The sequence below is a fragment of the Pseudomonas fjordensis genome (genome assembly GCF_976987115.1).
In genome coordinates this window covers 1,731,033-1,755,236 of the sequence record NZ_OZ336860.1, presented here as the reverse complement: position 1 = coordinate 1,755,236, position 24,204 = coordinate 1,731,033, and the positions used below count along the sequence as shown (strand labels likewise).

29 protein-coding genes and 1 tRNA gene are annotated in these 24,204 nt (G+C 60.3%); 19 read left to right on the top strand and 11 right to left on the bottom strand.

Annotation, left to right across the window (positions count from 1 at the left end; all coding sequences use genetic code 11):
* Nucleotides 1–39 precede the first annotated feature (39 nt).
* Together ygfZ and ACWHXD_RS08030 are read left to right on the top strand one after the other, a co-directional pair.
* Nucleotides 40–981: a CAF17-like 4Fe-4S cluster assembly/insertion protein YgfZ gene (gene ygfZ, locus ACWHXD_RS08035; RefSeq protein ID WP_056790519.1), complete on the top strand. Its 942-nt coding sequence runs from the start codon at nucleotides 40–42 to the stop codon at nucleotides 979–981.
* A gap of 36 nt (nucleotides 982–1,017) precedes the next feature.
* Nucleotides 1,018–1,839, top strand: a complete 822-nt coding sequence (locus tag ACWHXD_RS08030) for an HDOD domain-containing protein (protein WP_138762205.1) — start codon at nucleotides 1,018–1,020, stop codon at nucleotides 1,837–1,839.
* Here ACWHXD_RS08030 and ACWHXD_RS08025 read toward each other — a convergent pair whose 3' ends face one another.
* Together ACWHXD_RS08025 and ACWHXD_RS08020 are read right to left on the bottom strand one after the other, a co-directional pair.
* Complete coding sequence (locus tag ACWHXD_RS08025; protein WP_003189439.1) at nucleotides 1,840–3,225, bottom strand: sensor histidine kinase; 1,386 nt, start codon at nucleotides 3,223–3,225, stop codon at nucleotides 1,840–1,842.
* Nucleotides 3,218–3,889, bottom strand: coding sequence for a response regulator (locus ACWHXD_RS08020; protein WP_014717358.1), 672 nt, complete (start codon nucleotides 3,887–3,889; stop codon nucleotides 3,218–3,220). Before ACWHXD_RS08020 ends, ACWHXD_RS08025 begins: the two co-directional genes overlap by 8 nt.
* Nucleotides 3,890–4,124: 235 nt before the next feature.
* On the opposite strand from ACWHXD_RS08020, the gene ACWHXD_RS08015 reads away from it, so the two are divergent.
* From ACWHXD_RS08015 to ACWHXD_RS07990, 6 genes are all read left to right on the top strand, one after another.
* The gene (locus ACWHXD_RS08015) at nucleotides 4,125–5,417 is read left to right on the top strand and encodes an OprD family porin (RefSeq protein WP_138762206.1); all 1,293 of its coding nucleotides are present in this window, start codon (nucleotides 4,125–4,127) and stop codon (nucleotides 5,415–5,417) included.
* Nucleotides 5,418–5,444: 27 nt separating this feature from the next.
* Complete coding sequence (locus tag ACWHXD_RS08010; protein ID WP_192901642.1) at nucleotides 5,445–6,434, top strand: Bug family tripartite tricarboxylate transporter substrate binding protein; 990 nt, start codon at nucleotides 5,445–5,447, stop codon at nucleotides 6,432–6,434.
* 147 nt (nucleotides 6,435–6,581) lie between these two features.
* Nucleotides 6,582–7,040 carry a tripartite tricarboxylate transporter TctB family protein gene (locus ACWHXD_RS08005; protein ID WP_044272791.1) on the top strand — a complete coding sequence of 153 codons (459 nt, stop codon included), beginning with the start codon at nucleotides 6,582–6,584 and terminating at the stop codon, nucleotides 7,038–7,040.
* Between the two features lies 1 nt (nucleotide 7,041).
* Nucleotides 7,042–8,556, top strand: a complete 1,515-nt coding sequence (locus ACWHXD_RS08000) for a tripartite tricarboxylate transporter permease (RefSeq protein WP_032892992.1) — start codon at nucleotides 7,042–7,044, stop codon at nucleotides 8,554–8,556.
* Complete coding sequence (locus tag ACWHXD_RS07995) at nucleotides 8,549–9,577, top strand: AbrB family transcriptional regulator (protein WP_138762208.1); 1,029 nt, start codon at nucleotides 8,549–8,551, stop codon at nucleotides 9,575–9,577. The genes ACWHXD_RS08000 and ACWHXD_RS07995 overlap by 8 nt, the downstream gene beginning before the upstream one ends.
* A gap of 117 nt (nucleotides 9,578–9,694) precedes the next feature.
* The gene (locus ACWHXD_RS07990) at nucleotides 9,695–10,630 is read left to right on the top strand and encodes a YncE family protein (RefSeq protein WP_138762209.1); all 936 of its coding nucleotides are present in this window, start codon (nucleotides 9,695–9,697) and stop codon (nucleotides 10,628–10,630) included.
* A 16-nt stretch (nucleotides 10,631–10,646) separates the two neighbouring features.
* On the opposite strand, the gene ung is transcribed toward ACWHXD_RS07990, so the two are convergent.
* A complete protein-coding gene (ung, locus tag ACWHXD_RS07985; RefSeq protein WP_138762210.1) occupies nucleotides 10,647–11,339 on the bottom strand; it encodes a uracil-DNA glycosylase in 693 nt (230 codons plus the stop codon).
* Nucleotides 11,340–11,475: 136 nt separating this feature from the next.
* Between ung and dspII the strand changes: the two genes are divergently transcribed.
* Nucleotides 11,476–12,588 (top strand): enoyl-CoA hydratase/isomerase DspII, encoded by a 1,113-nt coding sequence (dspII, locus tag ACWHXD_RS07980; protein ID WP_138762211.1) that lies wholly within the window; start codon nucleotides 11,476–11,478, stop codon nucleotides 12,586–12,588.
* Here the strand turns inward: dspII and ACWHXD_RS07975 are convergent.
* Nucleotides 12,574–13,026: a DUF3757 domain-containing protein gene (locus ACWHXD_RS07975; protein ID WP_098952473.1), complete on the bottom strand. Its 453-nt coding sequence runs from the start codon at nucleotides 13,024–13,026 to the stop codon at nucleotides 12,574–12,576. The genes dspII and ACWHXD_RS07975 overlap by 15 nt on opposite strands.
* Before the next feature lie 157 nt (nucleotides 13,027–13,183).
* Entirely contained in the window at nucleotides 13,184–13,543 is a 360-nt protein-coding gene (locus ACWHXD_RS07970; RefSeq protein WP_032892999.1) for a hypothetical protein, read from the bottom strand.
* Between the two features lie 243 nt (nucleotides 13,544–13,786).
* Between ACWHXD_RS07970 and ACWHXD_RS07965 the strand changes: the two genes are divergently transcribed.
* The 7 genes from ACWHXD_RS07965 (at nucleotide 13,787) to ACWHXD_RS07935 (ending at nucleotide 17,778) form a co-directional block, all read left to right on the top strand.
* On the top strand, nucleotides 13,787–13,999 hold the full coding sequence (locus tag ACWHXD_RS07965; RefSeq protein WP_138762212.1) for a cysteine-rich CWC family protein: 213 nt from the start codon (nucleotides 13,787–13,789) through the stop codon (nucleotides 13,997–13,999).
* A complete protein-coding gene (locus ACWHXD_RS07960; RefSeq protein WP_138762213.1) occupies nucleotides 13,989–14,681 on the top strand; it encodes a pseudouridine synthase in 693 nt (230 codons plus the stop codon). Before ACWHXD_RS07965 ends, ACWHXD_RS07960 begins: the two co-directional genes overlap by 11 nt.
* Nucleotides 14,682–14,986: 305 nt before the next feature.
* Entirely contained in the window at nucleotides 14,987–15,871 is an 885-nt protein-coding gene (locus ACWHXD_RS07955) for an alpha/beta fold hydrolase (RefSeq protein ID WP_032893003.1), read from the top strand.
* Nucleotides 15,872–15,984: 113 nt separating this feature from the next.
* Nucleotides 15,985–16,058, top strand: a tRNA-Gly gene (locus ACWHXD_RS07950).
* Nucleotides 16,059–16,357: 299 nt separating this feature from the next.
* A complete protein-coding gene (locus ACWHXD_RS07945) occupies nucleotides 16,358–16,768 on the top strand; it encodes a type II toxin-antitoxin system HicB family antitoxin (protein ID WP_069557924.1) in 411 nt (136 codons plus the stop codon).
* 84 nt (nucleotides 16,769–16,852) lie between these two features.
* Complete coding sequence (locus tag ACWHXD_RS07940; protein ID WP_138762214.1) at nucleotides 16,853–17,191, top strand: hypothetical protein; 339 nt, start codon at nucleotides 16,853–16,855, stop codon at nucleotides 17,189–17,191.
* 86 nt (nucleotides 17,192–17,277) lie between these two features.
* Nucleotides 17,278–17,778: a methylated-DNA--[protein]-cysteine S-methyltransferase gene (locus ACWHXD_RS07935; protein ID WP_138762215.1), complete on the top strand. Its 501-nt coding sequence runs from the start codon at nucleotides 17,278–17,280 to the stop codon at nucleotides 17,776–17,778.
* Between the two features lie 84 nt (nucleotides 17,779–17,862).
* On the opposite strand, the gene ACWHXD_RS07930 is transcribed toward ACWHXD_RS07935, so the two are convergent.
* The 3 genes from ACWHXD_RS07930 to fos all read right to left on the bottom strand — a co-directional run bounded on the left by ACWHXD_RS07930 (nucleotide 17,863) and on the right by fos (nucleotide 19,615).
* Nucleotides 17,863–18,390, bottom strand: coding sequence for a DUF4142 domain-containing protein (locus tag ACWHXD_RS07930; protein WP_003189402.1), 528 nt, complete (start codon nucleotides 18,388–18,390; stop codon nucleotides 17,863–17,865).
* Between the two features lie 119 nt (nucleotides 18,391–18,509).
* Nucleotides 18,510–19,151 (bottom strand): LysE family translocator, encoded by a 642-nt coding sequence (locus ACWHXD_RS07925; RefSeq protein ID WP_138762216.1) that lies wholly within the window; start codon nucleotides 19,149–19,151, stop codon nucleotides 18,510–18,512.
* A 47-nt stretch (nucleotides 19,152–19,198) separates the two neighbouring features.
* Nucleotides 19,199–19,615, bottom strand: coding sequence for a fosfomycin resistance glutathione transferase (gene fos / locus ACWHXD_RS07920; protein WP_138762217.1), 417 nt, complete (start codon nucleotides 19,613–19,615; stop codon nucleotides 19,199–19,201).
* A gap of 101 nt (nucleotides 19,616–19,716) precedes the next feature.
* On the opposite strand from fos, the gene ACWHXD_RS07915 reads away from it, so the two are divergent.
* Complete coding sequence (locus tag ACWHXD_RS07915) at nucleotides 19,717–19,956, top strand: CopG family ribbon-helix-helix protein (protein ID WP_138762218.1); 240 nt, start codon at nucleotides 19,717–19,719, stop codon at nucleotides 19,954–19,956.
* Nucleotides 19,946–20,230 (top strand): type II toxin-antitoxin system RelE/ParE family toxin, encoded by a 285-nt coding sequence (locus ACWHXD_RS07910; protein WP_138762219.1) that lies wholly within the window; start codon nucleotides 19,946–19,948, stop codon nucleotides 20,228–20,230. The genes ACWHXD_RS07915 and ACWHXD_RS07910 overlap by 11 nt, the downstream gene beginning before the upstream one ends.
* Before the next feature lie 7 nt (nucleotides 20,231–20,237).
* Here ACWHXD_RS07910 and ACWHXD_RS07905 read toward each other — a convergent pair whose 3' ends face one another.
* Nucleotides 20,238–21,143: a LysR family transcriptional regulator gene (locus ACWHXD_RS07905; protein WP_414478936.1), complete on the bottom strand. Its 906-nt coding sequence runs from the start codon at nucleotides 21,141–21,143 to the stop codon at nucleotides 20,238–20,240.
* 77 nt (nucleotides 21,144–21,220) lie between these two features.
* Here ACWHXD_RS07905 and ACWHXD_RS07900 point away from each other — a divergent pair, with 77 nt between their 5' ends.
* A complete protein-coding gene (locus ACWHXD_RS07900; protein ID WP_138762221.1) occupies nucleotides 21,221–21,697 on the top strand; it encodes a DMT family transporter in 477 nt (158 codons plus the stop codon).
* Here the strand turns inward: ACWHXD_RS07900 and ACWHXD_RS07895 are convergent.
* Both ACWHXD_RS07895 and yiaY read right to left on the bottom strand, forming a co-directional pair.
* Nucleotides 21,669–22,343, bottom strand: coding sequence for an NAD(P)H-binding protein (locus ACWHXD_RS07895; protein ID WP_138762222.1), 675 nt, complete (start codon nucleotides 22,341–22,343; stop codon nucleotides 21,669–21,671). The two genes, ACWHXD_RS07900 and ACWHXD_RS07895, sit on opposite strands and share 29 nt — an antisense overlap.
* 668 nt (nucleotides 22,344–23,011) lie before the next feature.
* The gene (gene yiaY / locus ACWHXD_RS07890; protein ID WP_032893080.1) at nucleotides 23,012–24,160 is read right to left on the bottom strand and encodes an L-threonine dehydrogenase; all 1,149 of its coding nucleotides are present in this window, start codon (nucleotides 24,158–24,160) and stop codon (nucleotides 23,012–23,014) included.
* Nucleotides 24,161–24,204: the final 44 nt, after the last annotated feature.

The window sequence follows — 24,204 nt, the reverse complement described above, 5'->3', positions numbered from 1 at the left end:
TCTATGATGCACCCATGACTTTTTGACCTGCGATGACCCATGGCTGACTCCGCTTTTTTCTGCTCCCTGTCCCACGAAGGCGTTCTCGCCGTCCGCGGCTCTGATGCTGCCAAGTTTCTGCAGGGCCAACTGACCTGCAACCTCAATTACCTGAGTGATACCCAGGCCAGCCTGGGCGCGCGCTGCACGCAAAAAGGCCGGATGCAGTCGAGCTTCCGCATCCTGCTACAGGGTGATGGCGTACTTCTGGCCATGGCCACCGAGTTGCTAGAGCCACAGTTGGCGGATTTGAAAAAGTACGCGGTGTTCTCCAAGTCCAAGCTCACCGACGAAAGCGCTGCCTGGGCGCGCTTCGGCCTGGCGAACGCAGACGCGGCCTTGACCGCTCTGGGCCTGGAACTGCCGGTCGAGACCGACAGCGTGGCACGCAACGAGGCATTGATCGCCGTCCGCGTTTCCCCGGGCCGTGCCGAACTCTGGGTACCTGCCGAACACGCCGACACCGTGCGCAGCCAATTGGCCGCACAGTTGCAGCAGGCTGACTTGAATGCGTGGCTGCTTGGCCAGATCCGTGCAGGTATCGGCCAGGTGATGCCCCAGACGCGCGAGCTGTTCATCCCGCAGATGCTCAACCTGCAAGCCGTGGGCGGCGTGAGTTTCAAGAAAGGCTGCTACACCGGCCAGGAAATCGTCGCGCGCATGCAGTACCTGGGCAAACTCAAGCGACGTCTGTATCGCCTGAGCCTGGAAACAGCCGAACTCCCCGAGCCAGGTACTCCACTGTTTTCCCCCAGCCATAACAGCGCAATCGGCGAAGTGGTCATCGCCGCAAAAGCTGACCAGTCGATTGAACTTCTCGCGGTGCTGCAAGCCGAAGCTGCCGACAGTGGCGACGTGCGCTTGGGCACCCTGGAAGGCCCAGGCCTGCACTTGCTTGACCTGCCCTACCCACTGGACCGAGATCGCGAGATCCAGCGTTAATCGCCGTACTTTTTTGCAGCACCCTAGAGAGCATGAATGAACAAGCTGGCGGAAAAAGTCCAACAAGCGTTGGTAACGGCCATCGATAACGATGACCTGGTTCTGCCGACATTGCCGGAGGTGGCCCTGAAAATTCGCCAGGCCGCCGAAGACCCGGAGATCAGCATCAGCCACCTGAGCAAGGTGATCAGTCGTGACACGGCCCTGTCGGCGCGCCTGATCAAAGTGGTCAACAGCCCGTTGCTGCGGGCCAGCCAGGAAGTTACCGACCTGCACACCGCCATTACCCGGCTTGGCACCAACTACAGCAGTAACCTGGCTATCGGCCTGGTGATGGAGCAGATCTTTCACGCCCGCTCCGAGGTGGTCGAACAGAAAATGCGCGACGTGTGGCGCCGCAGCCTGGAGGTGGCAGGCGTGAGCTACGCCTTGTGCCGTCGCCACAGCCAGCTCAAGCCAGACCAGGCGGCGCTGGGCGGCCTGGTACATCAAATCGGCGTGCTGCCGATCCTCACGTATGCCGAGGACCATTATGAGCTGCTGGCCGACCCCGTCAGCCTCAACCACGTCATCGACAGCATCCACCCGGTGCTGGGGGACAAGCTGCTACGGGTGTGGGACTTTCCCGAGATGCTGGTGAACGTGCCGGGCCAATACCTGGACCTGACACGCGACTCTGCCAGCCTGGACTACGTCGACCTGGTGCAGGTCGCCGCGCTGTACTGCCACCGCGGCACCGACCATCCCCTGGGGACCGCGCCGATTGCCACATTACCGGCCCTCATGAAGTTACGCATAGACCTGCACAGCGACGCCCTGCGCAGCGAACTGGACGAAGCGCGCTCGATGTTTTACTGATCAACCCGCGATAAAACTCACGCGTACCTTAAGCCCCGCCAGCTCGCCATCATGCAGGCTGATCTGCGCCAGGTGCGCACGGCAAATCTCCCCGACAATCGCCAGCCCCAAGCCCGAGCCCATGCCCTGCTGGCTGCGTCGATAAAAACGCTCGAACACCCGGTCCCGCTCATCCAGCGGGATACCGGGGCCGTCATCTTCCACCTCCAGCACCGCCGGGGCGGTCACCCGCAGAATCACATTGCCGCCGGGCGGCGTATGGGCCAAGGCGTTATCCACCAGGTTGCTCAGCAACTCATTAAGCAGCGTCGGTTCGCCACGCAGCCATACCGGCTCATCGGCCTCCAGCGCCAGGGCCACGCCCCGCGCGTGGGCCAGCGGCGCCATGGCCATACCGAGCTCACGGGCCAGTTGGCTTAAATCGAGCAGTTGCGCACCGCCTTCGGCAATGGCCCGGGCACCGTTCTCGATGCGGGCCAGTGACAACAATTGATTGGCCAGGTGCGTCAGGCGGTCGGTGCCCTGGGCGGCCGTTTCCAGGGTGCTGCGCCAGGTGGCCGGCTCTTCGGCACGCAGGCCCAGTTCCAGCCTGGCTTTGAGCGCCGCCAACGGTGTGCGCAGCTCGTGGGCAGCATCGGCAATAAACTGCGCCTGGCGCTCGAACTGCCCGCGCAGGCGTTCGGTGAAATGGTTGAGCGAGCGCACTAAGGGGCCGAATTCATCCTGAACTTCCACCAAAGGCAGGGGCCGCAGGTCATCGGGCTGGCGCTCTTCTACAGCCGTGCGCAGGCGTTCCAGCGGGCGCAGGGCGGCGCTTACCGCGAACCACACAAGCAACAATGCGCCGATGGCGAGCATGCCCAGGCGCAGCAGGGTATCAGCCATCAGGCTGCGAGCCATGGCCACCCGCGCTTCGTCGGTCTCCGCGACACGAATTTCGGCCATGCCATTCATGTTCGGCTCCGAGACGGCCTTGAGCAGGCTCACCACCCGTACATGCTGGCCCAGATACATGGCGTTGTAGAACCGCGCCAAGGCTGGGTAATCGTCAGTGCGGGGCGTGCCGGGCGGCGGGCCGGGCAGGTTTTCGTAACCGGAAATCAGCTTCTGATCAATGTCATTGACCTGGTAATAAATGCGCCCGGCACTGTCGTAGGCAAAGGTGTCCAGGGCTACATAAGGCACATTGGCGCTGAGGGTGCCGTCCACCTGGGTCAAGCCGGCGGCAATGGTGCGTGCCGAGGCCAGCAGCGTGCGGTCATAGGCGGTGTCGGCGGCTTCGCGACCGTTCCAATAAGCGCTCATGCCGCTGGCGAGCATCAACAGCACCAGCAACAGCGCGAGGTTGCACAGCAAGCGCCAGCGCAGGCTGCTGGGCTTATGCATCACGGGCTTCCAGCAAATAGCCAAGGCCGCGGAAGGTAACGATGGCGATGGGCTGGCCATCGAGCTTCTTGCGCAGGCGATGCACGTAGATCTCGATGGCGTCGGGGCTGGCCTCCTCGTCCAGGCCGAATACCTGGGAAGCCAATTGCTCCTTGCTCATCACGCGGCCCGGGCGGGCAATCAAGGCCTCGAGTACCGCCTGCTCTCGGGAGGTCAAGGTCATCAGTTCGCCTGCGACCGTGAAGCGCCGGGTGTCGAGGTCGTACACCAGCACACCGCAGGTCTGCTGGCGCTCGCCGCCCAACACGCTGCGCCGCAACAGTGCCTTGACCCGTGCTTCAAGCTCCGTGAGTTCAAACGGCTTGGCCAGGTAGTCATCGGCGCCCAGGTTCAGGCCGTGCACGCGGTCTTTTACATCACTGCGAGCGGTCAGCATCAGCACCGGCAGGTTTTTTCCACGTGCCCGCAAACGCGCGAGCACCTCGAAACCATCCAGGCGCGGCAACCCCACGTCCAGGATCACCGCGGCGTATTCCTCGCTGCTCAAGGCCAGGTCCGCCGCCACGCCGTCATGCAATACATCAACGGTCAAACCCATGCTCTTGAGCGCTTGGGCGACACTTTCGGCGAGCTGCAGATGGTCTTCAACCAACAGGACACGCATGGATTTCTACCTCATTCAGGGGTGGTCGGCGCCACGCTTTGCCCGGCAGTTTACAGCTGCAACCTGGCCTGTGAAGCCCGAAAACATTGAAAGGCGATTGAAAGGTTAGTGAAAGCTTCGCCCTTTAGCATCCAACCACGGTGGTCTATGCCCGCCGAGTTGCCTGACCCGTAGCGCCCGAAAAACGCCTTGAAGCGTTTTCGCCAAAATAAGAACAATAACGGAGTACACCACGATGCTGTCGACCCAGCCACAGGCTTGCCCGCCTGTTCGCTCTTCCCGCCTGACCCACACCGCCCTCGCCAGTGCCGCCGCCCTTGCCGGCTTTGCGCCGCTCAGCCAGGCTGCCTTCTTCGAAGACAGTAGCGCGACCCTGGAAACCCGCAACATGTACTTCAACCGCGACTTTCGCGACGGTACCAGTGCCCAGCAATCCAAGCGCGACGAATGGGCCCAGGGCTTCATGCTCAACCTGCAATCGGGCTACACCGACGGCACCGTCGGCTTTGGCGTGGATGCGCTGGGCATGCTCGGCGTCAAGCTCGACTCCAGCCCCGACCGCACCGGCACCGGCCTGCTGCCGACCCACGATGACGGCCGCGCCGCCAACGAGTACTCAAAGCTGGGCCTGACCGGCAAAGTGAAAATCTCCGCCACTGAGCTTAAGATCGGCTCGCTGATCCCCGAACTGCCGATTCTCAAGCCCAACGACGGGCGCATCCTGCCGCAGACCTTCAACGGTGGCTTGATCACTTCCAAGGAATTCAACAACCTGGTGTTCACCGGTGGTCGCCTGGACAAAGCCAAAGACCGCGACGACACCAACTACGAAGACATCGCGCTCAATAACAAGAACAGCCGCTTCCTCAGCGGTGCAACCGGCAAGCACTTCAACTTCGGTGGCGTCGACTACAAGTTCGCCGACAAGATCACCGGCAGCTACCACTTCGCCCAACTCGACGACGTCTACCGCCAGCACTTCCTCGGCATGGTCGCATCCCGCCCGATGGGCCCTGGCACCTTCGGCGCCGACCTGCGCCTGGCGATCAGCGATGACACCGGCTCGGCCCGCGGCGGCAATATCGATAACAAATCCCTCAACGGCCTGTTCAGCTATGCCCTCAATGGTCATAAGCTCAGCGCCGGCTACCAGCACATGTCCGGCGACAGCGCCTTCCCGTATGTGGATGGCAGTGACCCGTACCTGGTCAACTTCGTGCAGATCAACGATTTTGCCGGCGCCGAAGAACGCTCCTGGCAAGCACGCTACGACTACGATTTCGCCAAGCTGGGCATTCCGGGCTTGAGCTTCATGAGCCGTTACCTCTCGGGTGACAACATCAAGCTCAAGAACGGCGAGACCGGCAAGGAGTGGGAACGCAACAGCGAGATCAAGTACGTGGTGCAAAGCGGCACGTTCAAAGATGTGGCCGTGCGCCTACGTAACGCCACCTATCGCTCCAACTATTCGGCCCGTGACGCAGATGAAATGCGCTTGCTGGTCAGCTACAGCGTCGCACTTTGGTAGTACCCCCTCATAACAAAAACGATGGAGATCGCCATGACCCTTTCACTGCGTAAACTTGCCCTCGCCGCCGGCTGCATGCTGTTCGCCGGCCAACTGCTGGCCGCCGACGAACCCAAGCGTCCGGAATGCATCGCCCCGGCCTCCCCCGGCGGCGGTTTTGACCTGACCTGCAAACTGGCGCAAAGCGCGCTGGTGAACCAAAAGCTGCTGACCAAACCGATGCGTGTGACCTACATGCCAGGCGGCGTGGGCGCGGTGGCCTACAACGCAGTCGTGGCCCAGCGCCCTGCGGACGCCGGCACCCTGGTTGCCTGGTCGAGCGGTTCGCTGCTGAACCTGGCCCAGGGCAAGTTCGGCCGTTTTGATGAAAGCGCCGTGCGCTGGTTGGCGGCAGTGGGCACCAGCTATGGCGCCATCGCGGTGAAAAGCGACTCGCCCTACAAGACCCTCGACGACCTGGTCAAAGCCTTGAAGAAAGACCCAGGCAGCGTGGTGATCGGCTCCGGCGGCACCGTCGGCAGCCAAGACTGGATGCAAACCGCGCTGATCGCCAAGGCCGCCGGGATCAACCCGCGCGAACTGCGTTACGTCGCCCTTGAGGGTGGTGGTGAAATCGCTACGGCCTTGCTGGGTGGCCACATCCAAGTGGGCAGTACCGACATCTCCGACTCCATGCCGCATATCCAAAGTGGCGACATGCGCCTGCTGGCAGTGTTCTCCGAGAAGCGCCTGGATGAACCAGAGATGAAGGACATTCCGACCGCCAAAGAGCAAGGCTACGACATCGTCTGGCCGGTGGTGCGTGGCTTCTACCTGGGGCCAAAGGTCAGCGATGCCGACTACGCCTGGTGGAAAGACGCCTTCGACAAACTGCTGGCCTCCGAGGAGTTCGCCACGCTGCGTGACCAGCGCGAGCTGTTCCCGTTTGCCATGACCGGCCAGGAGCTGGACACCTACGTGAAGAAGCAGGTGGCTGACTACAAAGTGCTGGCCAAAGAGTTCGGCCTGATCCAGTAACCGCCCCTCTTTTGTGTAATGCCCCTGTAGGAGCGAGCTTGCTCGCGAAGAACCCAAGGACATCCACGTGCGTCCAGACAGCACGCGTTATCGTTGACGTTTTTCGCGAGCGAGCTCGCTCCTACAAGAGGGGCCTTGGAGTTTTCTATGCTCTTACAACGCATTTTTGCCGCGGTGCTGTTACTGGCCTGTATCGGCCTGGCACTGATGGCTTGGCCGTATCAGGCGGCCTTTTCCTACGAACCCGTAGGGCCAAGAGCCTTCCCCCTGCTGCTGCTCGGGCTGATGGGCCTGGCGCTTGTCTACATGATGATTCGCCCGCAGGCGACCAAGCATACCGACGACGAACCGGCGCTGGATCGACCCACGCTGATCAAGATCGGCATCTGTGTGGCCCTGCTGCTGGTGTTTGCCGGCACATTCGAATCCTTGGGTTTCATTCTCAGCAGCATGCTGATCGGTATTCCGATGGCACGGCTGTACGGCGGCCGCTGGTGGCCCAGCGTGGTGATCATCACCTTGATGAGCGTCGGTCTTTATCTGCTGTTCGATAAAACCATGGACGTACCGTTGCCCCTCGGCCTGCTCGACGTTCTGGAGAACTGATATGGATACTTTTGGCTATTTGGGCCAGGGTTTCGGCATTGCGCTGAGCCCCTATAACCTGGTGACCGCGTTGTGCGGCACCCTGATCGGCACCGTGGTCGGCCTGTTGCCGGGCCTGGGCCCGATCAACGGCGTGGCGCTGTTGATCCCCATCGCCTTCGCCCTGGGCTTGCCGCCCGAGTCGGCGCTGATCCTGCTGGCAGCCGTGTACCTGGGCTGCGAATACGGCGGCCGCATCAGTTCGATTTTGCTGAACATCCCGGGCGAAGCGTCCACCGTGATGACCACGCTCGACGGCTACCCGATGGCCCGCAAAGGCCTGGCTGGCGTGGCGCTGTCGTTGTCGGCCTGGAGTTCGTTCATCGGCGCGTTTATCGCCACCTGCGGCATGGTGCTGTTCGCCCCGCTGCTGGCCAAGTGGGCGATTGCTTTTGGCCCTGCGGAATATTTCGTGTTGATGGTGTTTGCGATTGTCTGCCTGGGCGGCATGGCCGGTGACAAACCGCTGAAGACTTTTGTGGCGGCGCTGATCGGCTTGTTCCTTTCCTGCGTGGGCATCGACGCCAACAGCGGTGTATACCGCTTTACCGGCGACAATATTCACCTGACCGACGGCATCCAGTTCGTGGTGCTGGTACTCGGGCTGTTCTCCATCAGCGAGATTTTGCTGCTGCTGGAAAAAACCCACCGTGGCCAGGAAGCGGTGAAAGCCACCGGGCGCATGATGTTCAACGCCAAGGAAGCCTTGTCGGTACTCACCGTGAACCTGCGTTGCGGCGTGTCGGGTTTTATCATCGGCGTGTTGCCGGGTGCCGGTGCGACCATGGCGTCGGCCGTTGCCTACATGACCGAGAAACGCATCGCAGGCGCGAGCGGCAAGTTCGGCCAAGGCGACATGCGCGGCCTGGCCGCCCCTGAAACCGCGATTGGCGCATCGGTCTGCGGCGCCATGGTACCGATGCTGACCCTCGGCGTTCCGGGCTCGGGCACCACAGCGGTGATGATCGGCGCCCTGTCGCTGTACAACATCACCCCTGGCCCGCTGCTGTTCCAACAGCAACCGGACATTGTCTGGGGCCTGATCGCCTCGTTGTTCATTGCCAACATCATGCTGGTGGTGCTCAACATCCCGATGATCCGCATCTTCACCCGTATCCTCGCCGTGCCGAACTGGGCGCTGGTGCCGGTGATCGCCATCATCACCGCGATTGGCGTGTACGCCGTGCATGCCACCACCTTCGATCTGTTCCTGATGATCGCCATCGGCATCTTCGGCTACATCCTGCGCAAGCTGGACTTCCCGCTGTCGCCGCTGCTGCTGGGCTTTATCCTCGGCGGCCTGATGGAGCAGAACCTGCGCCGTGCGCTGTCGATCTCCAACGGTGCGCTGGAAATCCTGTGGTCGAGCCCGATCACCTTTGGCGTCTGGGTACTCACCGCAATCATGCTGCTCGTACCGCTGCTGCGTATCTGGCGTAAACGCGTGCAACAGCGTCGTGCCCTGGCCGATGTCTGAGGTCACCTTTAAACATTGGTGGGGAACACCGCTGGTCGGCTTGGCCGGCGGTTACCTGGCCAGCCTGGTGGGCTGGCCTTTGCCGTACATGGTCGGCTCGTTGTTGGCGATCATCCTGGTGCGTTGCCTCACGCCCTGGCAGTTGGCGGAGATTCCCGGCGGGCGCAAATGCGGCCAATGGGTAGTGGGCATCGGCATTGGCCTGCACTTCACCCCGGTGGTGATCGAGCAGGTGATGAGCCACTTCGGCTTGATCTTTTTCGGCGCACTGGTCACCAGCTTGTCGAGCGTGGTGGGCGTGTGGTTGATGCGCCGCAGCGGCGAAGACCGCGCCACGGCGTTTTTCTCCAGCATGCCGGGCGGTTCCGGCGAGATGGTCAACCTCGGCGCCCGCAATGGCGCGGTGCTCAGCCGGGTGGCGGCCGGGCAAAGCCTACGGGTGCTGGTGGTGGTGCTGTGTGTGCCGGCGATCTTCAAGTATTTGCTCGGGGGCGGCGCACCGCAGTTTCATCCGGCGCCCGTGGACTGGGCCTGGCTGGCCCTGCTGTTTCCGGTGGGGGCGCTGATTGCCTGGGGCTGGCAACGCTTGCGCCAACCCAACCCCTGGCTGTTCGGGCCGTTGCTGGTGAGTGCGATCGCCAGCGTGACCTGGGATTTGCACATCGGCCTGCCAGACGGCGGCAGCCAGATCGGCCAATGGTTGATCGGCAGCGGTTTGGGTTGCCACTTCAATCGGCAGTTCTTCCGCCGCGCGCCCTCGTTCATGGGCCGCACCTTGATTGGCACGGCATTGACCATGCTGCTGGCGACATTGGCGGCGGTGGGCTTGAGCGCTCTGACCCAGTTGGACCTGCGTTCGCTGACCCTGGGCATGATGCCCGGCGGCATTGCAGAAATGAGCCTGACGGCCGAGACGCTACAATTGTCGGTGCCGTTGGTGACGGCAATGCAGGTGATGCGTCTGCTGTTTGTGCTGTTTTTGGCAGAGCCGTTGTTCAGGCACTGGAACCGCCAATCTTAATTCTGGAAGTGGCCCCTCAAGGGCCACGACCGTTTGTCTGAACTGGCAATCTTCACAGCTAGCCAAACTCACCTTAGCGGCCTTTCATGGAGCGACTTCCCACTGAGGAGCGCAATCGTGGTGACCCCAACCGAAACAACGCTCGCAAACGAAAATGAAGAACCCGTCGCAATCGTAAATACGGTTGCCGTCCCGGGGTCCCCCAATCACCTAGTACTCAATGGGGATGGAACGCGTCTGTATGTAGCAAGCTCCACATTGCCACAAGGCATTACTGTCATCGACACAGCGAACTTTAGCGTCCTCAGGACAATCACCACTGTGGGATCGCCCATTTGGCTGGCAATGCACCCCACTGCCCCGCGCCTTTACGCCAGCGATAACAGCCAGGCCAGCAATACGCCGATCACCGTGATAGACACTTTGACCGATAACGTCAGTGACCATATAAGGGGGTTTACTACTATCAATGGGTTGGCCTTGAATTCTACCGGAACACGCTTGTACGTCGCCGACCAAGGCGCTTCAGAGTTGGTAGTGATCGATGCCTCCACTCACCAGCGAATCGCCGCCCCCCAAGTACGCTACCCTCGAGAGATCGCGATAGCACCAGGCAACGCCCGTTTACACCTTGCCTCGGATCTTGATGGGTGGACTAGCATCAACCTTGGAACTAACAGGGTGGTGACCCAAACCAATACCGTTGCCGGCCAACCTACCTCCATTGCGCATGCTCGCTTCAACGCACAGGTCTACATCACCTACCAAGATCGTGGTGAGGTCTATATCGGCAACACCTCCACCGCACAGGTCAGTAGGATACTGACCGGTTTGCTAGCTCCCTTTCAGGTGGCCTTTCATACTATGCTCGAGATCGCCTACATCACGGAAACCGATGGTAACCGCATGAGCATTCTCAATACCCGCACACAAACCGTAACCGGTACCCTCACTGGCTTCAACAAACCACGGGGTATCGTCGTGACACCCAACGGCCGAACCGCCTATGTTGCCAATATTGGCAATAGCACGGTGTCACAAGTCCGTTTGTAGCCCGACGTCGTCCGGTTCAGAGTGGCGGCAGCCGCCACTCGATCGGGGCCTCACCATTCTGCTCAAGAAACTTGTTGGCCCGGCTGAAATGCCCGCAGCCCAGAAACCCGCGATACGCCGACAACGGTGACGGATGCACCGACGTCAGCACCAGATGCTTGGTGGCGTCGATGAGCTTCTGCTTGCTTTGAGCATGGGCGCCCCACAGCAGGAACACCAAGTGCGGCTGATGCTCACTGACCACTTCGATAATCCGATCGGTAAAAAACTGCCAGCCCTTGCCCGCATGGGCATTGGCATTGGAGCGCTCCACCGTCATGGTGGTGTTGAGCATCAGTACGCCTTGGTCGGCCCAGCTTTGCAGGTAACCGTGGTTGGGGATGTCGATGTTCAGGTCGCGCTTGAGTTCTTTATAGATATTGACCAGCGACGGCGGCGCCGGCACGCCCGGTTGCACCGAGAAGCACAGGCCATGGGCCTGGCCAGGGCCGTGGTACGGGTCTTGGCCGAGAATCACGACCTTGACCTTGTCCAGCGGTGTTGAATTGAGAGCGTTGAAAATCAATGGGCCGGGCGGGTAGATCTCCTTGCCAGCGGCATGTTCCTGGCGCAGAAACTCGCGCAATTGCGCCATGTAGGGCTTCTCGAACTCATCGCGCAGAGCGTGTTTCCAGCTGGGTTCGAGTTTGATACGGTCGCCATCGGTCATAGTTCAATTGTCTTGTAAAAAAGAATGAGGCGAACCCTAGGAAAGCCGACCCCGCTTGTCAATTGATCTGACACAGCACCGGCACTTTCCCACGAAGGGATCATACTCATCCTTCACCTTCTCGATTGAGGTCACGATGAACCTGCATTTCGAAGAACTGACCGGCAATGGCGGCGCTCGCATCGGCATCGCCAGCCTGGACGCGCCAAAGTCCCTTAACGCCCTCTCCCTGCCGATGATCCTGGCCCTGGATGAGCGCATGGAGGCTTGGGCCAAAGACCCACAGATCGTCTGCGTGCTGCTGCGCGGCAACGGCCCCAAAGCCTTTTGCGCCGGTGGCGAAGTGCGCAGCCTCGCCCAGGCATGCCGTGAACAGCCCGGTGAAGTTCCGACCCTGGCCGCGCAGTTTTTTGCCGCTGAATATCGTCTTGACTACCGCCTGCACACCTACCCGAAGCCGTTGATCTGCTGGGGCCACGGTTATGTATTGGGCGGCGGCATGGGCCTGTTGCAAAGCGCCGCCGTGCGTATCGTCACACCGAGCAGTCGTTTGGCCATGCCCGAGATCAGCATTGGCTTGTACCCGGATGTGGGTGCCAGTTGGTTCCTGTCGCGCTTGCCAGGCAAGCTCGGCCTGTTCCTGGGCCTCACCGGCGCCCATATCAACGGTCGCGACGCGCTGGACTTGGGCCTGGCCGACCGTTTCCTGCGCGATGACCAGCAAGACGAATTGCTCGATGGCCTGCTGCAGCTGAACTGGCAGGAACAGAGCGCGATGCAACTCAACAGCTTGCTCAAGGCCCTGGCGCAGGAGGCAATCGGCGATCAACCCGAAGCGCAATGGCTACCGCGCCGCGCACAGATCGACGAATGGCTGGATGTAGGAGATGTGCGCTGTGCCTGGCGTGCCTTGAGCCTGCTGCGCGACCACAGCGACCCGCTATTGAACCGCGCCGGCAAAACCCTCAGTGAGGGCTGCCCGCTGACGGCGCATCTGGTGTGGGAACAACTCCAGCGCGCCCGTCACCTCTCCCTGGCCCAGGTGTTCGAGATGGAATACACCCTGAGCCTAAATTGCTGCCGTCATCCGGAGTTCGCCGAAGGGGTTCGGGCGCGCCTGATCGACAAAGACCAGACGCCTCATTGGCATTGGCCGGATATCAACACACTGCCGGAAGCGGTGGTGCAGGCGCACTTTGACAAGGCCTGGGAAGGTAGGAATCCTCTGGCGGATTTATCTGACTACTGACAGGTCTGTACGCTTGTCGTTGACCTTGAAAGCGCAATTGTCCGGCTGGCTGTCCGTGCAGGTGTACACTGGCAACTTGAACGCATCGGGCTGTAGCTCCCAATACAAGGTGCTGGTCAACGACATGTTGATAACCTCATTGCCCTTGCGTGGCCTCAACGCTACCACCCCGTTCCGACTGGTGCGGTAGATGCACTTATCCATGTAGCCGTTTCCTCTCTCCTCGCCCTCGGCCGGCATGAACACTGCGCCAATGAATCCGTCGATAACACCACGAGACGCAACCCTCGGGCTTTGCCAGCGCAGGCCATGGTCCTTGGCGCGATAATGGCCGTCGGCGTATGCGATCTGCGTTGTATAAGGACAGCCCTGCTCCGCTCTTGCCGGTGCAATGACGTAGCTCATCAGCAGTAGCACGCAAATCAATTGTTTGAACATAGGGGTTCCATCTGCTCAGTCTCACCACGCAAAAGCACTCGGCTCTGCGCTAGTGAAATACAGCTAGCAACTCAAAGATAGCTGTTAAATCTGACAGTACGGACGTACGGTACCCATAAAAAGCGGCGCATGATGCGCCGCTTGTTTTTCAAGATATTTAACGGTGCCCGCCGCGGCCACCTCCGTGGTCGGAACCACGGCCACGCCCGCCGTTGCCCCAGCGGTCGCCCCATCCATGGTTTTGGGAGGGCCGGTAGCCGGCGCGGGGGTAATAACGCGGGGCTGGTTGGTAGTAGCGCGGCGCCGAGTAATAGCGAGGCTGTGGTGCATAGTAACGGGGCGCTGGCGCGTAATAGCTGCGCCCGGAAGGGTAATAACGCGGGCCGCCGTAGTAGTAGGCGGGCGCCGGTGCGGTGTAGACCTCGGAGCGATAGTAGGTAGCGCCTCCATCGTAGTAGGGCACGCAGGCTGAAAGGGTCAGGCCGAGCAAAGCGATAAGCAGCAGTCGTCGATACATGGCGGCCTCCTGGACCGCGGAAGAGCTCCTCCAGCGACGCTGGCGAGCGGCATTCAGCCTTCACTGAATGACGAAACATCTGACATCAAAAACAGAATCTGGTGCGTTCGCGACACAAGTGAAAACATCTGTTTCAGACGAAGTGAAGCCCCGCCAAACAGCCATGATGATGGAATGCCGCTCAGCCGCGCTGTATCGTGCAATAACTAACGCGCCCTACCCGATTCCCTTCTGAACCGACCCATGACCACACCGACCCTCTGCCCCGCCTGCGGTGCCCGCAACGACTGCTCCCTGGCCGACCCACGCACAGCCGATCAGGCCTGCTGGTGCTACAGCGTCACCATCGACCCGGAGGTACTTGAAGCCCTGCCGGATGAGTTGCGCAATAAAGCCTGCCTGTGCCCGCGCTGCGCCCAAGTGGACGAACAGTTGCGTACCCGCCATGCGCGTTGATCGCTTCCTCAGCAACCTGCCACAGTTCAATCGCAAGCAAGTGCGCCTGTTGCTGGTGGAGCGTCGGGTGACCGTCGAGGGTGTTGCGGTCAGCGATCCGCACCATGACGTACGGGAATTCAGCCAGGTCTGCGTGGACGGTGAAATCCTGCAAGCGGGCAAGCCGGCGCGTTATTTCATGCTGCACAAACCCCAGGGTTGCGTCAGCGCCACATCAGACCCGCAACACCCCACGGTCCTGGACCTGCTGGACGAACCGGACAAAGCCGACCTGCATATCGCCGGGCGCCTGGATTTCAACACCACCGGCCTGATGCTGATCACCAACGACGGCCAATGGTCGCGGCGCCTCACGCAACCGCAGACCAAGTTGCCCAAGGTGTACCACGTGCAAACCGAACAGGACATCGGCCCGCATTACGCGCAGACGTTCGCGGCAGGCGTGTATTTCGCTTTTGAAGATCTCACTACCCAACCTGCCGAACTTGAACTGCTAAGCCCTAGAACGGCCCGGTTGAGCATCATCGAAGGCCGCTATCATCAGGTGAAGCGCATGTTCGGGCATTTTGATAACAAGGTGACCGGCCTGCACCGCGAGCGAATGGGCCCTTTGGTGCTGGATGCGTCGCTTGCGCCGGGTCAGTATCGGCCACTGACTGACGACGAGATCCGACAAGTCTGACGACCGTTCAGCCGGTGACGGCAAAAAACCAGCCGCTTGCCTTGCGACCTGCCTTCGGTGCTGCTTGAATCAAGGCGTCAGCCAGATGATGACTGACGAGTCGCCCTATAACCTCCAAGAAACACCTTGCCTCGCCCGCGCTTGATCTTCGGGCCCTCCCGGCAAACAGCCCGCCATAACAACACCCGCCGGCCAGCCGTCATCGGACCGACATGGGCCCTCATTTTCCAGGCGTATGCCTACCTGTCATAAAGCTCGTGCAGAGTGATTTGCGCGCACTACCCGCTTGCCAGGAGTCTTACGACATGAGGCCAGAAATCGCTGTGCTGGATATACAGGGTCAGTATCGGGTGTACACGGAGTTCTATCGCGCGGACGCAGCAGCCAAGACCATCGTCTTGGTCAACGGCTCCATGGCGACCACAGCGTCCTTCGCTCAAACCGTGAAAAGCCTGTACCCGCAATTCAATGTGGTGTTGTACGACCAGCCCTACGCTGGCCGTTCCAAAATCCACAACCGTCATGAGCACATGCTGACCAAGGAAGTCGAAGGCCAGATCCTCCTGGAACTGCTCGACCACTTCGCCGCTGAACACGTGTTGTCCTTCTCCTGGGGCGGCGCCGCCACGTTGGTCGCCCTTGCGCACCGGCCCCGTCGCGTGGAAAAAGCGGTGATCAGCTCATTCTCGCCAGTGATCAATGCGCCAATGCGTGACTACCTGGAACGGGGCGTCGACTACCTGGGCAACCTCGACCGCGACCGTGTCGGCCACCTGGTCAACAGCACCATCGGCAAGCACCTGCCGTCGCTGTTCAAGCGCTTCAACTACCGCCATGTCAGCAGCCTGGCCGCGCACGAATATGGGCAAATGCATTTTCACATCAGCCACGTGCTCAACAGCGACCGGCAGTGTTACCTCAAGGCCGCCAGACAGATCGACATTCCGGTGCTGTTCTTGAACGGCGAATGGGACGAATACACCAGTGCAGACGACGCCAAGCTGTTTGGCCAGCATGTGGCCAAGAGCAGCTTCAGCACCATCCAGGCGACGGGACACTTCCTGGACATGGAACATAAAGCCGCATGCCGCGATAGCCGTGAGGCCGTGGTGGGCTTCTTGAAAGGGCAGCGGCCCGCCAGCCCGTTGCGATATAGCCAAGGCCAGGCGCAGCATGCATGGGCGCTTTGAAATCAAGCCTGACACTGTGGCGAGCAAGCTTGCTCGCCACACGCAACTCTCACATTTTTCAAAGAAAAACTTCAAATCCAGCCGAACATCTGGTACAAAGTCAGCCGCTCTGAGCGGGTATAGTTTAGTGGCAAAACGAAAGCTTCCCAAGCTTTAGTTGAGGGTTCGATTCCCTCTACCCGCTCCACTCAGATTTGCACTTGCGCCAGGAGGGTTCTGGCGCAAGATGCACAAAAAACCGGTCCTTGGTGACCGGTTTTTTTATGCCTTGGATTCGGTCTTCAGCGTTGTTCTGCTGCTCGAAGCCGTGCCTGAGGACGTGAAGTATCTCGCAATACCTCCAAACGGCGTCATTTCCGCGCGCCCATACACTTCATTCAACACCTATCGAAATCTCGGACATCAACCGTTGGTAGGTAGAGTGTTGATAACTTTATAGCTGTGGGTATAGTAACCACCAAAACCCACCAAAAGGAGGGCAAGAACATGCTTTACCCCATCGCAATTTCAACGGGCGACGCGGACCACGCCTGGGGCGTGGAAGTCCCGGATATTCCTGGCTGTTATTCGGCCGGCGAGGACCTAGATGACGCCATGGCCATGGCCCGCGAAGCCATCGAAGGGCACTTCGAGATCCTGGCAGAAGATGGCGCGCCGATCCCCAGCGCGCAGAAAGTCACCGTGCACGCCGCCAACCCTCAGTACGCCGGTTGCACGTGGGCTGTGGTGGACATCGACGTGACCAAATACCTGGGCAAAGCTCAAAAGCTCAACATCACCCTGCCCGGCTATCTGTTGAATCGCATCGATGAGTACGTGTTGAATCATCCACAGGAAAAAAGCCGTTCGGGGTTTCTGGCGTCGGCAGCGCTCAAGGTATTACAGCAGGAGCGGTAGTTGCGCCTAAGTAAAATCTTACTGCGATGAGGGCTAAACATCGCGATGATACAGGCTCGTCGCCCCAGAGACCGGAAGCAGGCAATGCTGAGAACCAAGCCACCCACACCCAAAATCATCCTACGCCAAGTGGCGGGCTGGGTACTGGTTTTACCACTGCTGATCTCGTTTGTGCGTCTGCCCTTCCCCTTCCCTTTTAGAGTATTGCTGGAGTTAGGAGTGATTGTCGCGTCAGGGTATGGCGTAAGGTTTGCGTGGCGTCACGCAACCCCACGTGTGGCTATGTTCGCTTTGATTTTGACCCTGCTCAACGTCGTTTCTATGGTCATGTTAAGTACGGCGTCAGTCCTGAAGGCCCTTTGCATCATCGCCTGGCTCTACGTGTACCCCTATTACTCAAGCTGGGTTTACTGGAACTTCTAGTTTGACCGCAAGAAACGTAGTTTCCAGACGCCCTGATGGAACTACAGTGACGTCGTCCCCCTTCACTCCCCTCAAGGAGCCTGCCGATGACTTACCACTACAAGCTCATGCCTTCCCCTGTCGGTGAACTCACCCTGGTGGCGCGCGATGGCAAACTCAGCGCCATCCTCTGGGAAGTAGAACGCGCCAACCGCGTACGCTTGGGTGAATTGATCGAGGCCCATGACAGCCCGGTGCTTTTGGAAACCGAACGCCAACTGCAGCAATACTTTGCCGGAACGCGTAACCAGTTCGAACTGGAGCTGGACTTCACCGGCACCGACTTCCAGAAGCAGGTCTGGCAGGCACTGCTGACCATCCCCTTCGGCGAAACCCGCAGCTATAGCCAAATCGCCGAGCAGATCGGCAACCCCAAAGCCGTGCGCGCTGTCGGCGCCGCAAATGGGCGTAACCCGATCTCAATCATCGCGCCCTGCCACCGGGTGATTGGGGCTTCTGGCGGCTTGACCGGTTTCGCGGGCGGGCTGGCGGCCAAGCAGTATTTGCTGGCGCTGGAAGGCACCGGTCAAGGTGAACTGGCGTTATAGGCCGCGTCCAGAACGGGCCTGAACTCGGCATAAAAAACGGCGGCTGGATCCTCTCCAACCGCCGCTTTTCATATAAGGCAGGCCTCAGCCGTCGCCTTGATGGCCCTTGCCATAGGTCGAGGCCAGGGCGCGGGCTTTTTGCAGGCGCTCTTCAAGCTTGGGCAGCGTCTCATCCACCAGTGCCTTTATCTCCGGCACATCCGACGCGGCGCCCTCTTTCTGGAACAAGGCGATGGCGTCTTCGTTCTCCTTGACCTGCTGCGCAGTATAGGCAGCGTCAAAGGAATCGCCGTCCTTGAGTTCTGGCATCAGGGTTTCGGCTTTATCGACGATCTTCTCTCGCGGGGCCACTGGCAAATCCAGCTTCTTGGCGATCGCCGCCAAGTGCTGGTTGGCCAGCGTGCGCTCGTTGATGACCTCAATGGTGTAGTCCTTGATTTCCTGGGATGAGGTCTTGGCGTGGGCCATGCGACTGGTTTCGATATCGGCCATGCCTTTGGCCGAAGCCTGCTCGATGAATTCTGCAGGCGACTGGGCGAAAGCATTGCTGGCGCCGAGGCCCAGCAGCATCGCGAAACTGGCGGTGCGTAACCGGATAGCCATGCGGCTCATGATGGGTTCCTCCAGGGCAAAAATAGGTGCGTGGGCATACACCCCGCCCTGAATTCGAATTTTCAGGGCGGCAAAGGTTTAGAAAAAACTTCCCCGTGCGACGAACGGTCGTCGCCGCCTCAGGCCGCTTTGCTGCCGAACAGACCCGGCAATGCGTGCGCCAAGGCATTGAGGGCGAAGCCGATAAACATCACGCCGCAGAGCTTGGTGATCAGAATTTCATGGCGTTGATACAGCGTGCGCACCCGTTGGGCACCCACCACGCCGATCAGGATCGCGTAGGCCAGCAAGCCACCGATAAAGCTCAGCAGAATCAAGGTCGGCAGCATCGACCAGGTCAACAGCTCGGCCCGGCTGGACAGCAACGCAGTGAAGGTCGCCACGGCCACCGGATAGGCCTTGGGGTTGGTCAAGCCAAACAGAATGCCGTGCCAGAACGGGTGCCGCGCGGCGCCCTGAGGGGCATCGCTGCTGCGGCGTTGGGTACGGATCGCACGCCAGCCCAGCCAGAACAGATACACCCCGCTGATTACGCCAAGCACATCAAAGGCGCTGCTGCCGACTTCCCGCGCACCGACGATGGCAATCAGCGCCGTGCTGCACCACACCACATCCCCGAGCAAATGCCCGCACAAAAAACCCGCCCCTGCACGCCGGCCACGGGCCGCACCAATGCCGAATACGGCCAGGACACCGGGGCCTGGGGTAATGCCGTAAATAAAACCCGAAGCCAGCACGGCGAACAGCAAGGATGGGGTCATAAATAGACGCTCCGACAGACGCTTAAAGATGATCGATTCTGCATGTTTCAGCGCGGTGGGTAAAACTTCATTCCGGCATAGGGCTTGGCACGGCAGGCTTGCAGGCGCGAGGCCAGATCGCCGACATGAGCCTCCAGCTTATGGCCATCGGGATCGAGAAAATAAAACGACGCGCCTTCGCTGCGGTTGTCTCGCCACTCCTGTACGCCAGCGGCGCGCAGGCGTTCGACCAAGGCAGTGAAATCAGCAGCATCGACAGTGAAGGCATAGTGGGTGTAATCCACCGCCGCAGTAGTCGAACGCAACGGGTCCAGCGACAGACACAGCCAAAGCCCAGGCAGTGAGAGGTAGGCACCGTTGTCCCAGGTTGCATCGAGCTGCAGGCAGAGCAGGTCGTGATAGAAACTGACGCTGCGCGGTACATCGGTGACGGCCAGGGTCAGGTGGTTGAATCCAGAAAGCATGACTGTTCTCCTTGATCGTCATACGCCTGACGAGCGGGGCAAACCGTGGCGGTAATGACGATGTAGTATGTTGCACTACACATCACTACATCGAGGTTCATATGTCTGTTATGTCCCTACGGATACCGGAAGACGTCGCCGATACCCTCGCCAGTCTCGCCAAGGCTACCGGTCGCAGCAAATCCTTTCTGGCCGTTGACGCATTACGCGAATACCTGGCCCGCGAAGCCTGGCAAATCGAAGAAATCCAAAAAGCCGTGAAAGAAGCGGATGCGGGGGATTTCGCCACGGCTGCCGAGATAAAGGCTGTCGCTGATAAATGGCGCGCCAATGCAGGTTGAGTGGCTGAGGGCAGCCCTCAGAAACCTTGACGATGAAGCGGCTTATATTGCCGAAGAAAACCCCAAAGCAGCCCATGAATTTGTCCAGGCAATTCTAAGTGGTCTGGAACAGGTCGCCGCGTTTCCCGCGATGGGGAAAGAGGGGCGAGTGCCGGGGACTCGCGAGTGGGTTGTATCCCGATGGCCCTACATTGTTCCTTACCGAATTCGAGAGGGGCGACTACAAGTAATGCGGATTTTTCATACACGTCGTCAACCTCCGAAAGCCTGGTAACAGGAGCCTAATCAACCAGCCCCACCACCCGCTCAATCAACCACTGCAACCCTGCATCCCCACCCCGCCGCGTATGCCAGGCCAGCTCAAAGGCAAACGAAGGGATATGAAACGGCGGTGGCACGGCCAGCAATTGTCGAGCATCGATATTCAGCAACCCCCGGGACGACACCGTCAGAATCAAATCTGTGCCCTGGATCAACTGCGGCGCCACGCCCCAGTGCGGCAGGCTGATCGCCACATGCCGGCGTTCACGAATGGCCGTCAGTGCCCGTTCGATTTCCGGCGTGCCGCTGCCACGCATCTCCAGCAGTACATGGGGGCGCGACAGGTAGGCCGGCAGGTCCAGCACCCCACTGGGCGCAAGGCTGTCGCGGTCGACCAGGCAGGTGTAATGCTCTTCGAACAGCGGCGTAGTGCGCAGTTCGGCGGGCATGTCGGGGAATACACCCGCCGCCAGATCGAGGTCGCCATTGAGCACACCGTCGACCATGCCTTCGCGGCTGGCCTGGATGATCTGCAAGTCGATACCGGGCGCTTCCTGGCGTAGGACGCGAACCAAGCCGGGCAGGAAAATCGCTGCGCTGTAGTCAGACATCGCCACGCGAAAGCGGCGCTTGGCAGAAGTGGGATCAAAACGATTCGGCGCCAGCAATGCCTGCACTTGAGCCAGGGCTTCGGCCAAGGGTGCCGCCAACTCCAGGGCGCGCGCGGTTGGCACCAGTGTGCCGCCCTGACGCATCAGCAGCGGGTCGCCCAGCATATCGCGCAGCCGCGCCAACGCATGGCTGACTGCCGGCTGGCTCAGGTGCAGACGCTCGGCGGCGCGGGTGACGTGCTGCTCGCTGAGCAAGGCGTCGAGGATCACCAGCAGGTTAAGGTCGATGCGGCGCAGATCATTCATCAGCTGCATGCCCAGCATAAGAATTTGGAATTTAAATTTGCGCGACGAATAACCTAGAGTCCAGCAAAACTTCTGGGAGCGTCGAAATGACTGTGTTGCAGTGGGTAGGTTTGTTGGCGCTGGCGGCGTTCGCCGGTGCAGTGGTGCCGTTTCAAAGTGCGATCAACGCCAACCTCGGGCGCGGGCTCGGCCATCCTTTGTGGGCCACCTTGGCGTCGTTGCTGGTAAGCATCATCGTGCTGCTGCCGGTGATTGTGGCGCTGCGTTTGCCTCTGCCGAGCCTGGCCTTTATCAGCAAGGCACCATTGTGGATGTGGGCCGGCGGTGCCTTTGGCGTGTGTTTCATTTCATTGGCGTTGATGCTGCTGCCTAAGCTCGGCGCATCAGGCTTCATTGCGCTGGCCATGGCCGGGCAGATTCTTGCCTCGTTGCTGCTGGACCATTTCGGCCTGTTCGGCCTGGTGGAACGCCAGCTGACAACCTCGCGGGTACTGGGCGCATTGCTGCTGATCGGCGGCGTGGCATTGATTCAGTTCAGCGGCGCTCAGCCGCCAGGCGATTGATCTGCGCCTGCTCCACCACCGGCTGCGGCGCGCCCTGGCTGGCCGCCTGCAACATCGCACGGCCGACGGTCTCGGTGCTCACCACCCAGCCCGGCTTTAGTCGCCGCACAAACGAAAGCACCGGCCCGAGCACGCTATAGAAAGATTGATACAACGGCGTCTTCGAACGCACACCGTGCAACGGCTGGATGATCCCCGGACGGAACAGATACACCGCCTTGAACGGCAGGCGCAGCAAGGCATTTTCGGTCTTGCCCTTGACCCGCGCCCACATCGACTTGCCGGCTTCGGAACTGTCCGTGCCGGCGCCGGACACATAGATAAACGTCATCTGCGGATTGAGCCGCGCCAGGGTACTGGCCGCCACGAGGATCAGATCATAGGTGAGGTGGGTATAACGCGCTTCCTTCATGCCCGCCGACGAAACACCGAGGCAGAAGAAGCACGCATCAAAACCTTGCAGCAGGTTTTCCAGGGGTTGGAAATCCAGCATGTCGCTGTGCAACACCTGATGCAGCTTGCCGTGCTCCTGGGTCAAGGGCGTGCGGCCCACGGCCACCACTTCCTGCACATCGGCCGCCAGCAGGCACTCGCGCAGCACACCCTGGCCCACCATGCCGGTGGCGCCGAATAACAGAACTCTCATGAAAGGACCTCAGCGGCACGCCGCACGCTTGATGCTTGAATGCATTAGGCGTGTAGCTTAACGCGTGCCGCTGAAGGCTGCCCTTATCAAAACATAGGTATCTACACAAAGAGTTGCTGCTGCCGAAGCTAACCACGATGCGGAGCGAGCCGCTCTTGATCTTGATCTGCTTGTGATCTTGATCTCAGGCGCCCCGTTAAACCACGCTGGCCGGAATTCGACAGGGATTTGGGGGGTAAACCGGCAGGGATGCCGGTTTAGCCGCCCCGCGCCATGGATGGCGCGTGGCGGCGGCCCCCCAAATCACTGGCGGATTACGGGCACACCGAGCCAAAGCGAGGTGCCGAGTGGTGGGGCAAGAGCCCTTTGGTTACTTTGGGGCTTTTCCAAAGTGACCCGCCGTCAGGGCGGAACCCTAAGTGGCCGTTACCGCAGCAATGGATATACACACAATCCAACTGTGTCGCCTGCCAGGCCGCCTTCGCGAGCAAGCCCACAGTTGGATTGCGGGGTGTCAGGTAGATTGGTGTTGACTGTCAGGCCGCCATCGCAGGCAAGCCAGCTCCCACAGTTTGATCGCGGGGCGGCAGGTAGATAAGCGTCGGCTGTCAGGGCGTCACGGGAGCAAGTCCAGCATCGCGCCAACATTGTGTAGGTACCTATGCCTATCAAAAAGCGCTCCGAAAGATCTCCTCAATCTGACGCTGGTCCGCCCGCCGAGGGTTGGTGAGCCCGCAGGCATCTTTCAACGCATTGCTGGCCAGCAACGGAATGTCCTGCAACTTAGCGCCAAGCTCACGCAAACCAGCAGGGATTTCGACGTCCTGAGACAACCGACGAATCGCCGCAATCGCGGCCTGGGCGCCCTCTTCTACGGTGATGCCCTTGATATCCGCACCAAGGGCCCGGCCCACATCGCTCAGGCGCTTGGCGCAAACACTGGCGTTGAAGCTTTGTACATGGGGCAACAACACCGCGTTACACACACCGTGGGGCAGGTCGTACAAGCCGCCCAATTGGTGGGCCATGGCATGCACAAAACCCAGGGACGCATTGTTGAAGGCCATGCCTGCAAGGAATTGCGCATAGGCCATGTTCTCCCGTGCAGCCTTGTCAGTGCCGTCGCGGACCGCCAGGCGCAAGTTGGCGCTGATCAACTCGATGGCCTTGATCGCGCAGGCGTCGGTGATCGGTGTCGCAGCGGTGGACACGTAGGCTTCGATGGCGTGGGTCAGCGCATCCATGCCCGTGGCGGCGGTGAGGCCCTTGGGCATACCGACCATCAGGGCCGGGTCGTTGACCGACAGCAGCGGCGTGACGTTGCGATCAACGATGGCCATTTTTACGTGGCGGCTTTCGTCGGTGATGATGCAAAAACGCGTCATCTCGCTGGCCGTGCCAGCGGTGGTGTTGATGGCCACCAGCGGCAGTTGTGGCTTGCTCGATTGATCGACGCCTTCATAGTCGCCGATACGCCCGCCGTTGGTGGCGCACAGGGCGATGCCCTTGGCGCAGTCATGGGGCGAACCGCCGCCCAGGGACACGACGAAATCGCAGGCGCTCTGTTGCAGCAACGCCAGGCCTTTTTCGACGTTTTCCACGCTGGGGTTGGGCTTGGCGCCGTCGTAGATCACCGAGTCGATATCCTGCATCGCCAGCTTCTCGGCGATCATGCCAGCCACACCGGCTTTGGCCAGGCCGACGTCGGTGACGATCAACGCCTTGCCGAAGCCGTAGTTGCGAATGGCGGTCATCGCTTCGTCGAGGCAATCGATGCCCATGATGTTGACGGCGGGGATGAAAAACGTGCTGCTCATGGTCAATCCTCAAAGGCTTTATGCCGACAGAATCAACCTGTACC

What these genes read in the sequence shown, in the direction of transcription:
- ACWHXD_RS07905 (WP_414478936.1), bottom strand. Translation starts at nt 21,143, where the DNA reads ATGCAGCTGATGAATGATCTGCGCCGCATCGACCTTAACCTGCTGGTG.
- ACWHXD_RS07930 (WP_003189402.1), bottom strand. Translation starts at nt 18,390, where the DNA reads ATGAGCCGCATGGCTATCCGGTTACGCACCGCCAGTTTCGCGATGCTG.
- ygfZ (WP_056790519.1), top strand. Translation starts at nt 40, where the DNA reads ATGGCTGACTCCGCTTTTTTCTGCTCCCTGTCCCACGAAGGCGTTCTC.
- yiaY (WP_032893080.1), bottom strand. Translation starts at nt 24,160, where the DNA reads ATGAGCAGCACGTTTTTCATCCCCGCCGTCAACATCATGGGCATCGAT.
- ACWHXD_RS07960 (WP_138762213.1), top strand. Translation starts at nt 13,989, where the DNA reads ATGCGCGTTGATCGCTTCCTCAGCAACCTGCCACAGTTCAATCGCAAG.
- ACWHXD_RS07895 (WP_138762222.1), bottom strand. Translation starts at nt 22,343, where the DNA reads ATGAGAGTTCTGTTATTCGGCGCCACCGGCATGGTGGGCCAGGGTGTG.
- fos (WP_138762217.1), bottom strand. Translation starts at nt 19,615, where the DNA reads ATGCTTTCTGGATTCAACCACCTGACCCTGGCCGTCACCGATGTACCG.
- ACWHXD_RS07945 (WP_069557924.1), top strand. Translation starts at nt 16,358, where the DNA reads ATGCTTTACCCCATCGCAATTTCAACGGGCGACGCGGACCACGCCTGG.
- ACWHXD_RS07975 (WP_098952473.1), bottom strand. Translation starts at nt 13,026, where the DNA reads ATGTTCAAACAATTGATTTGCGTGCTACTGCTGATGAGCTACGTCATT.
- ACWHXD_RS07925 (WP_138762216.1), bottom strand. Translation starts at nt 19,151, where the DNA reads ATGACCCCATCCTTGCTGTTCGCCGTGCTGGCTTCGGGTTTTATTTAC.
- ACWHXD_RS07995 (WP_138762208.1), top strand. Translation starts at nt 8,549, where the DNA reads ATGTCTGAGGTCACCTTTAAACATTGGTGGGGAACACCGCTGGTCGGC.
- ACWHXD_RS07940 (WP_138762214.1), top strand. Translation starts at nt 16,853, where the DNA reads ATGCTGAGAACCAAGCCACCCACACCCAAAATCATCCTACGCCAAGTG.
- ACWHXD_RS07935 (WP_138762215.1), top strand. Translation starts at nt 17,278, where the DNA reads ATGACTTACCACTACAAGCTCATGCCTTCCCCTGTCGGTGAACTCACC.
- ACWHXD_RS07955 (WP_032893003.1), top strand. Translation starts at nt 14,987, where the DNA reads ATGAGGCCAGAAATCGCTGTGCTGGATATACAGGGTCAGTATCGGGTG.
- dspII (WP_138762211.1), top strand. Translation starts at nt 11,476, where the DNA reads ATGAACCTGCATTTCGAAGAACTGACCGGCAATGGCGGCGCTCGCATC.
- ACWHXD_RS07900 (WP_138762221.1), top strand. Translation starts at nt 21,221, where the DNA reads ATGACTGTGTTGCAGTGGGTAGGTTTGTTGGCGCTGGCGGCGTTCGCC.
- ACWHXD_RS07915 (WP_138762218.1), top strand. Translation starts at nt 19,717, where the DNA reads ATGTCTGTTATGTCCCTACGGATACCGGAAGACGTCGCCGATACCCTC.
- ung (WP_138762210.1), bottom strand. Translation starts at nt 11,339, where the DNA reads ATGACCGATGGCGACCGTATCAAACTCGAACCCAGCTGGAAACACGCT.
- ACWHXD_RS08000 (WP_032892992.1), top strand. Translation starts at nt 7,042, where the DNA reads ATGGATACTTTTGGCTATTTGGGCCAGGGTTTCGGCATTGCGCTGAGC.
- ACWHXD_RS08005 (WP_044272791.1), top strand. Translation starts at nt 6,582, where the DNA reads ATGCTCTTACAACGCATTTTTGCCGCGGTGCTGTTACTGGCCTGTATC.
- ACWHXD_RS07965 (WP_138762212.1), top strand. Translation starts at nt 13,787, where the DNA reads ATGACCACACCGACCCTCTGCCCCGCCTGCGGTGCCCGCAACGACTGC.
- ACWHXD_RS08020 (WP_014717358.1), bottom strand. Translation starts at nt 3,889, where the DNA reads ATGCGTGTCCTGTTGGTTGAAGACCATCTGCAGCTCGCCGAAAGTGTC.
- ACWHXD_RS08015 (WP_138762206.1), top strand. Translation starts at nt 4,125, where the DNA reads ATGCTGTCGACCCAGCCACAGGCTTGCCCGCCTGTTCGCTCTTCCCGC.
- ACWHXD_RS08030 (WP_138762205.1), top strand. Translation starts at nt 1,018, where the DNA reads ATGAACAAGCTGGCGGAAAAAGTCCAACAAGCGTTGGTAACGGCCATC.
- ACWHXD_RS08025 (WP_003189439.1), bottom strand. Translation starts at nt 3,225, where the DNA reads ATGCATAAGCCCAGCAGCCTGCGCTGGCGCTTGCTGTGCAACCTCGCG.
- ACWHXD_RS07910 (WP_138762219.1), top strand. Translation starts at nt 19,946, where the DNA reads ATGCAGGTTGAGTGGCTGAGGGCAGCCCTCAGAAACCTTGACGATGAA.
- ACWHXD_RS07970 (WP_032892999.1), bottom strand. Translation starts at nt 13,543, where the DNA reads ATGTATCGACGACTGCTGCTTATCGCTTTGCTCGGCCTGACCCTTTCA.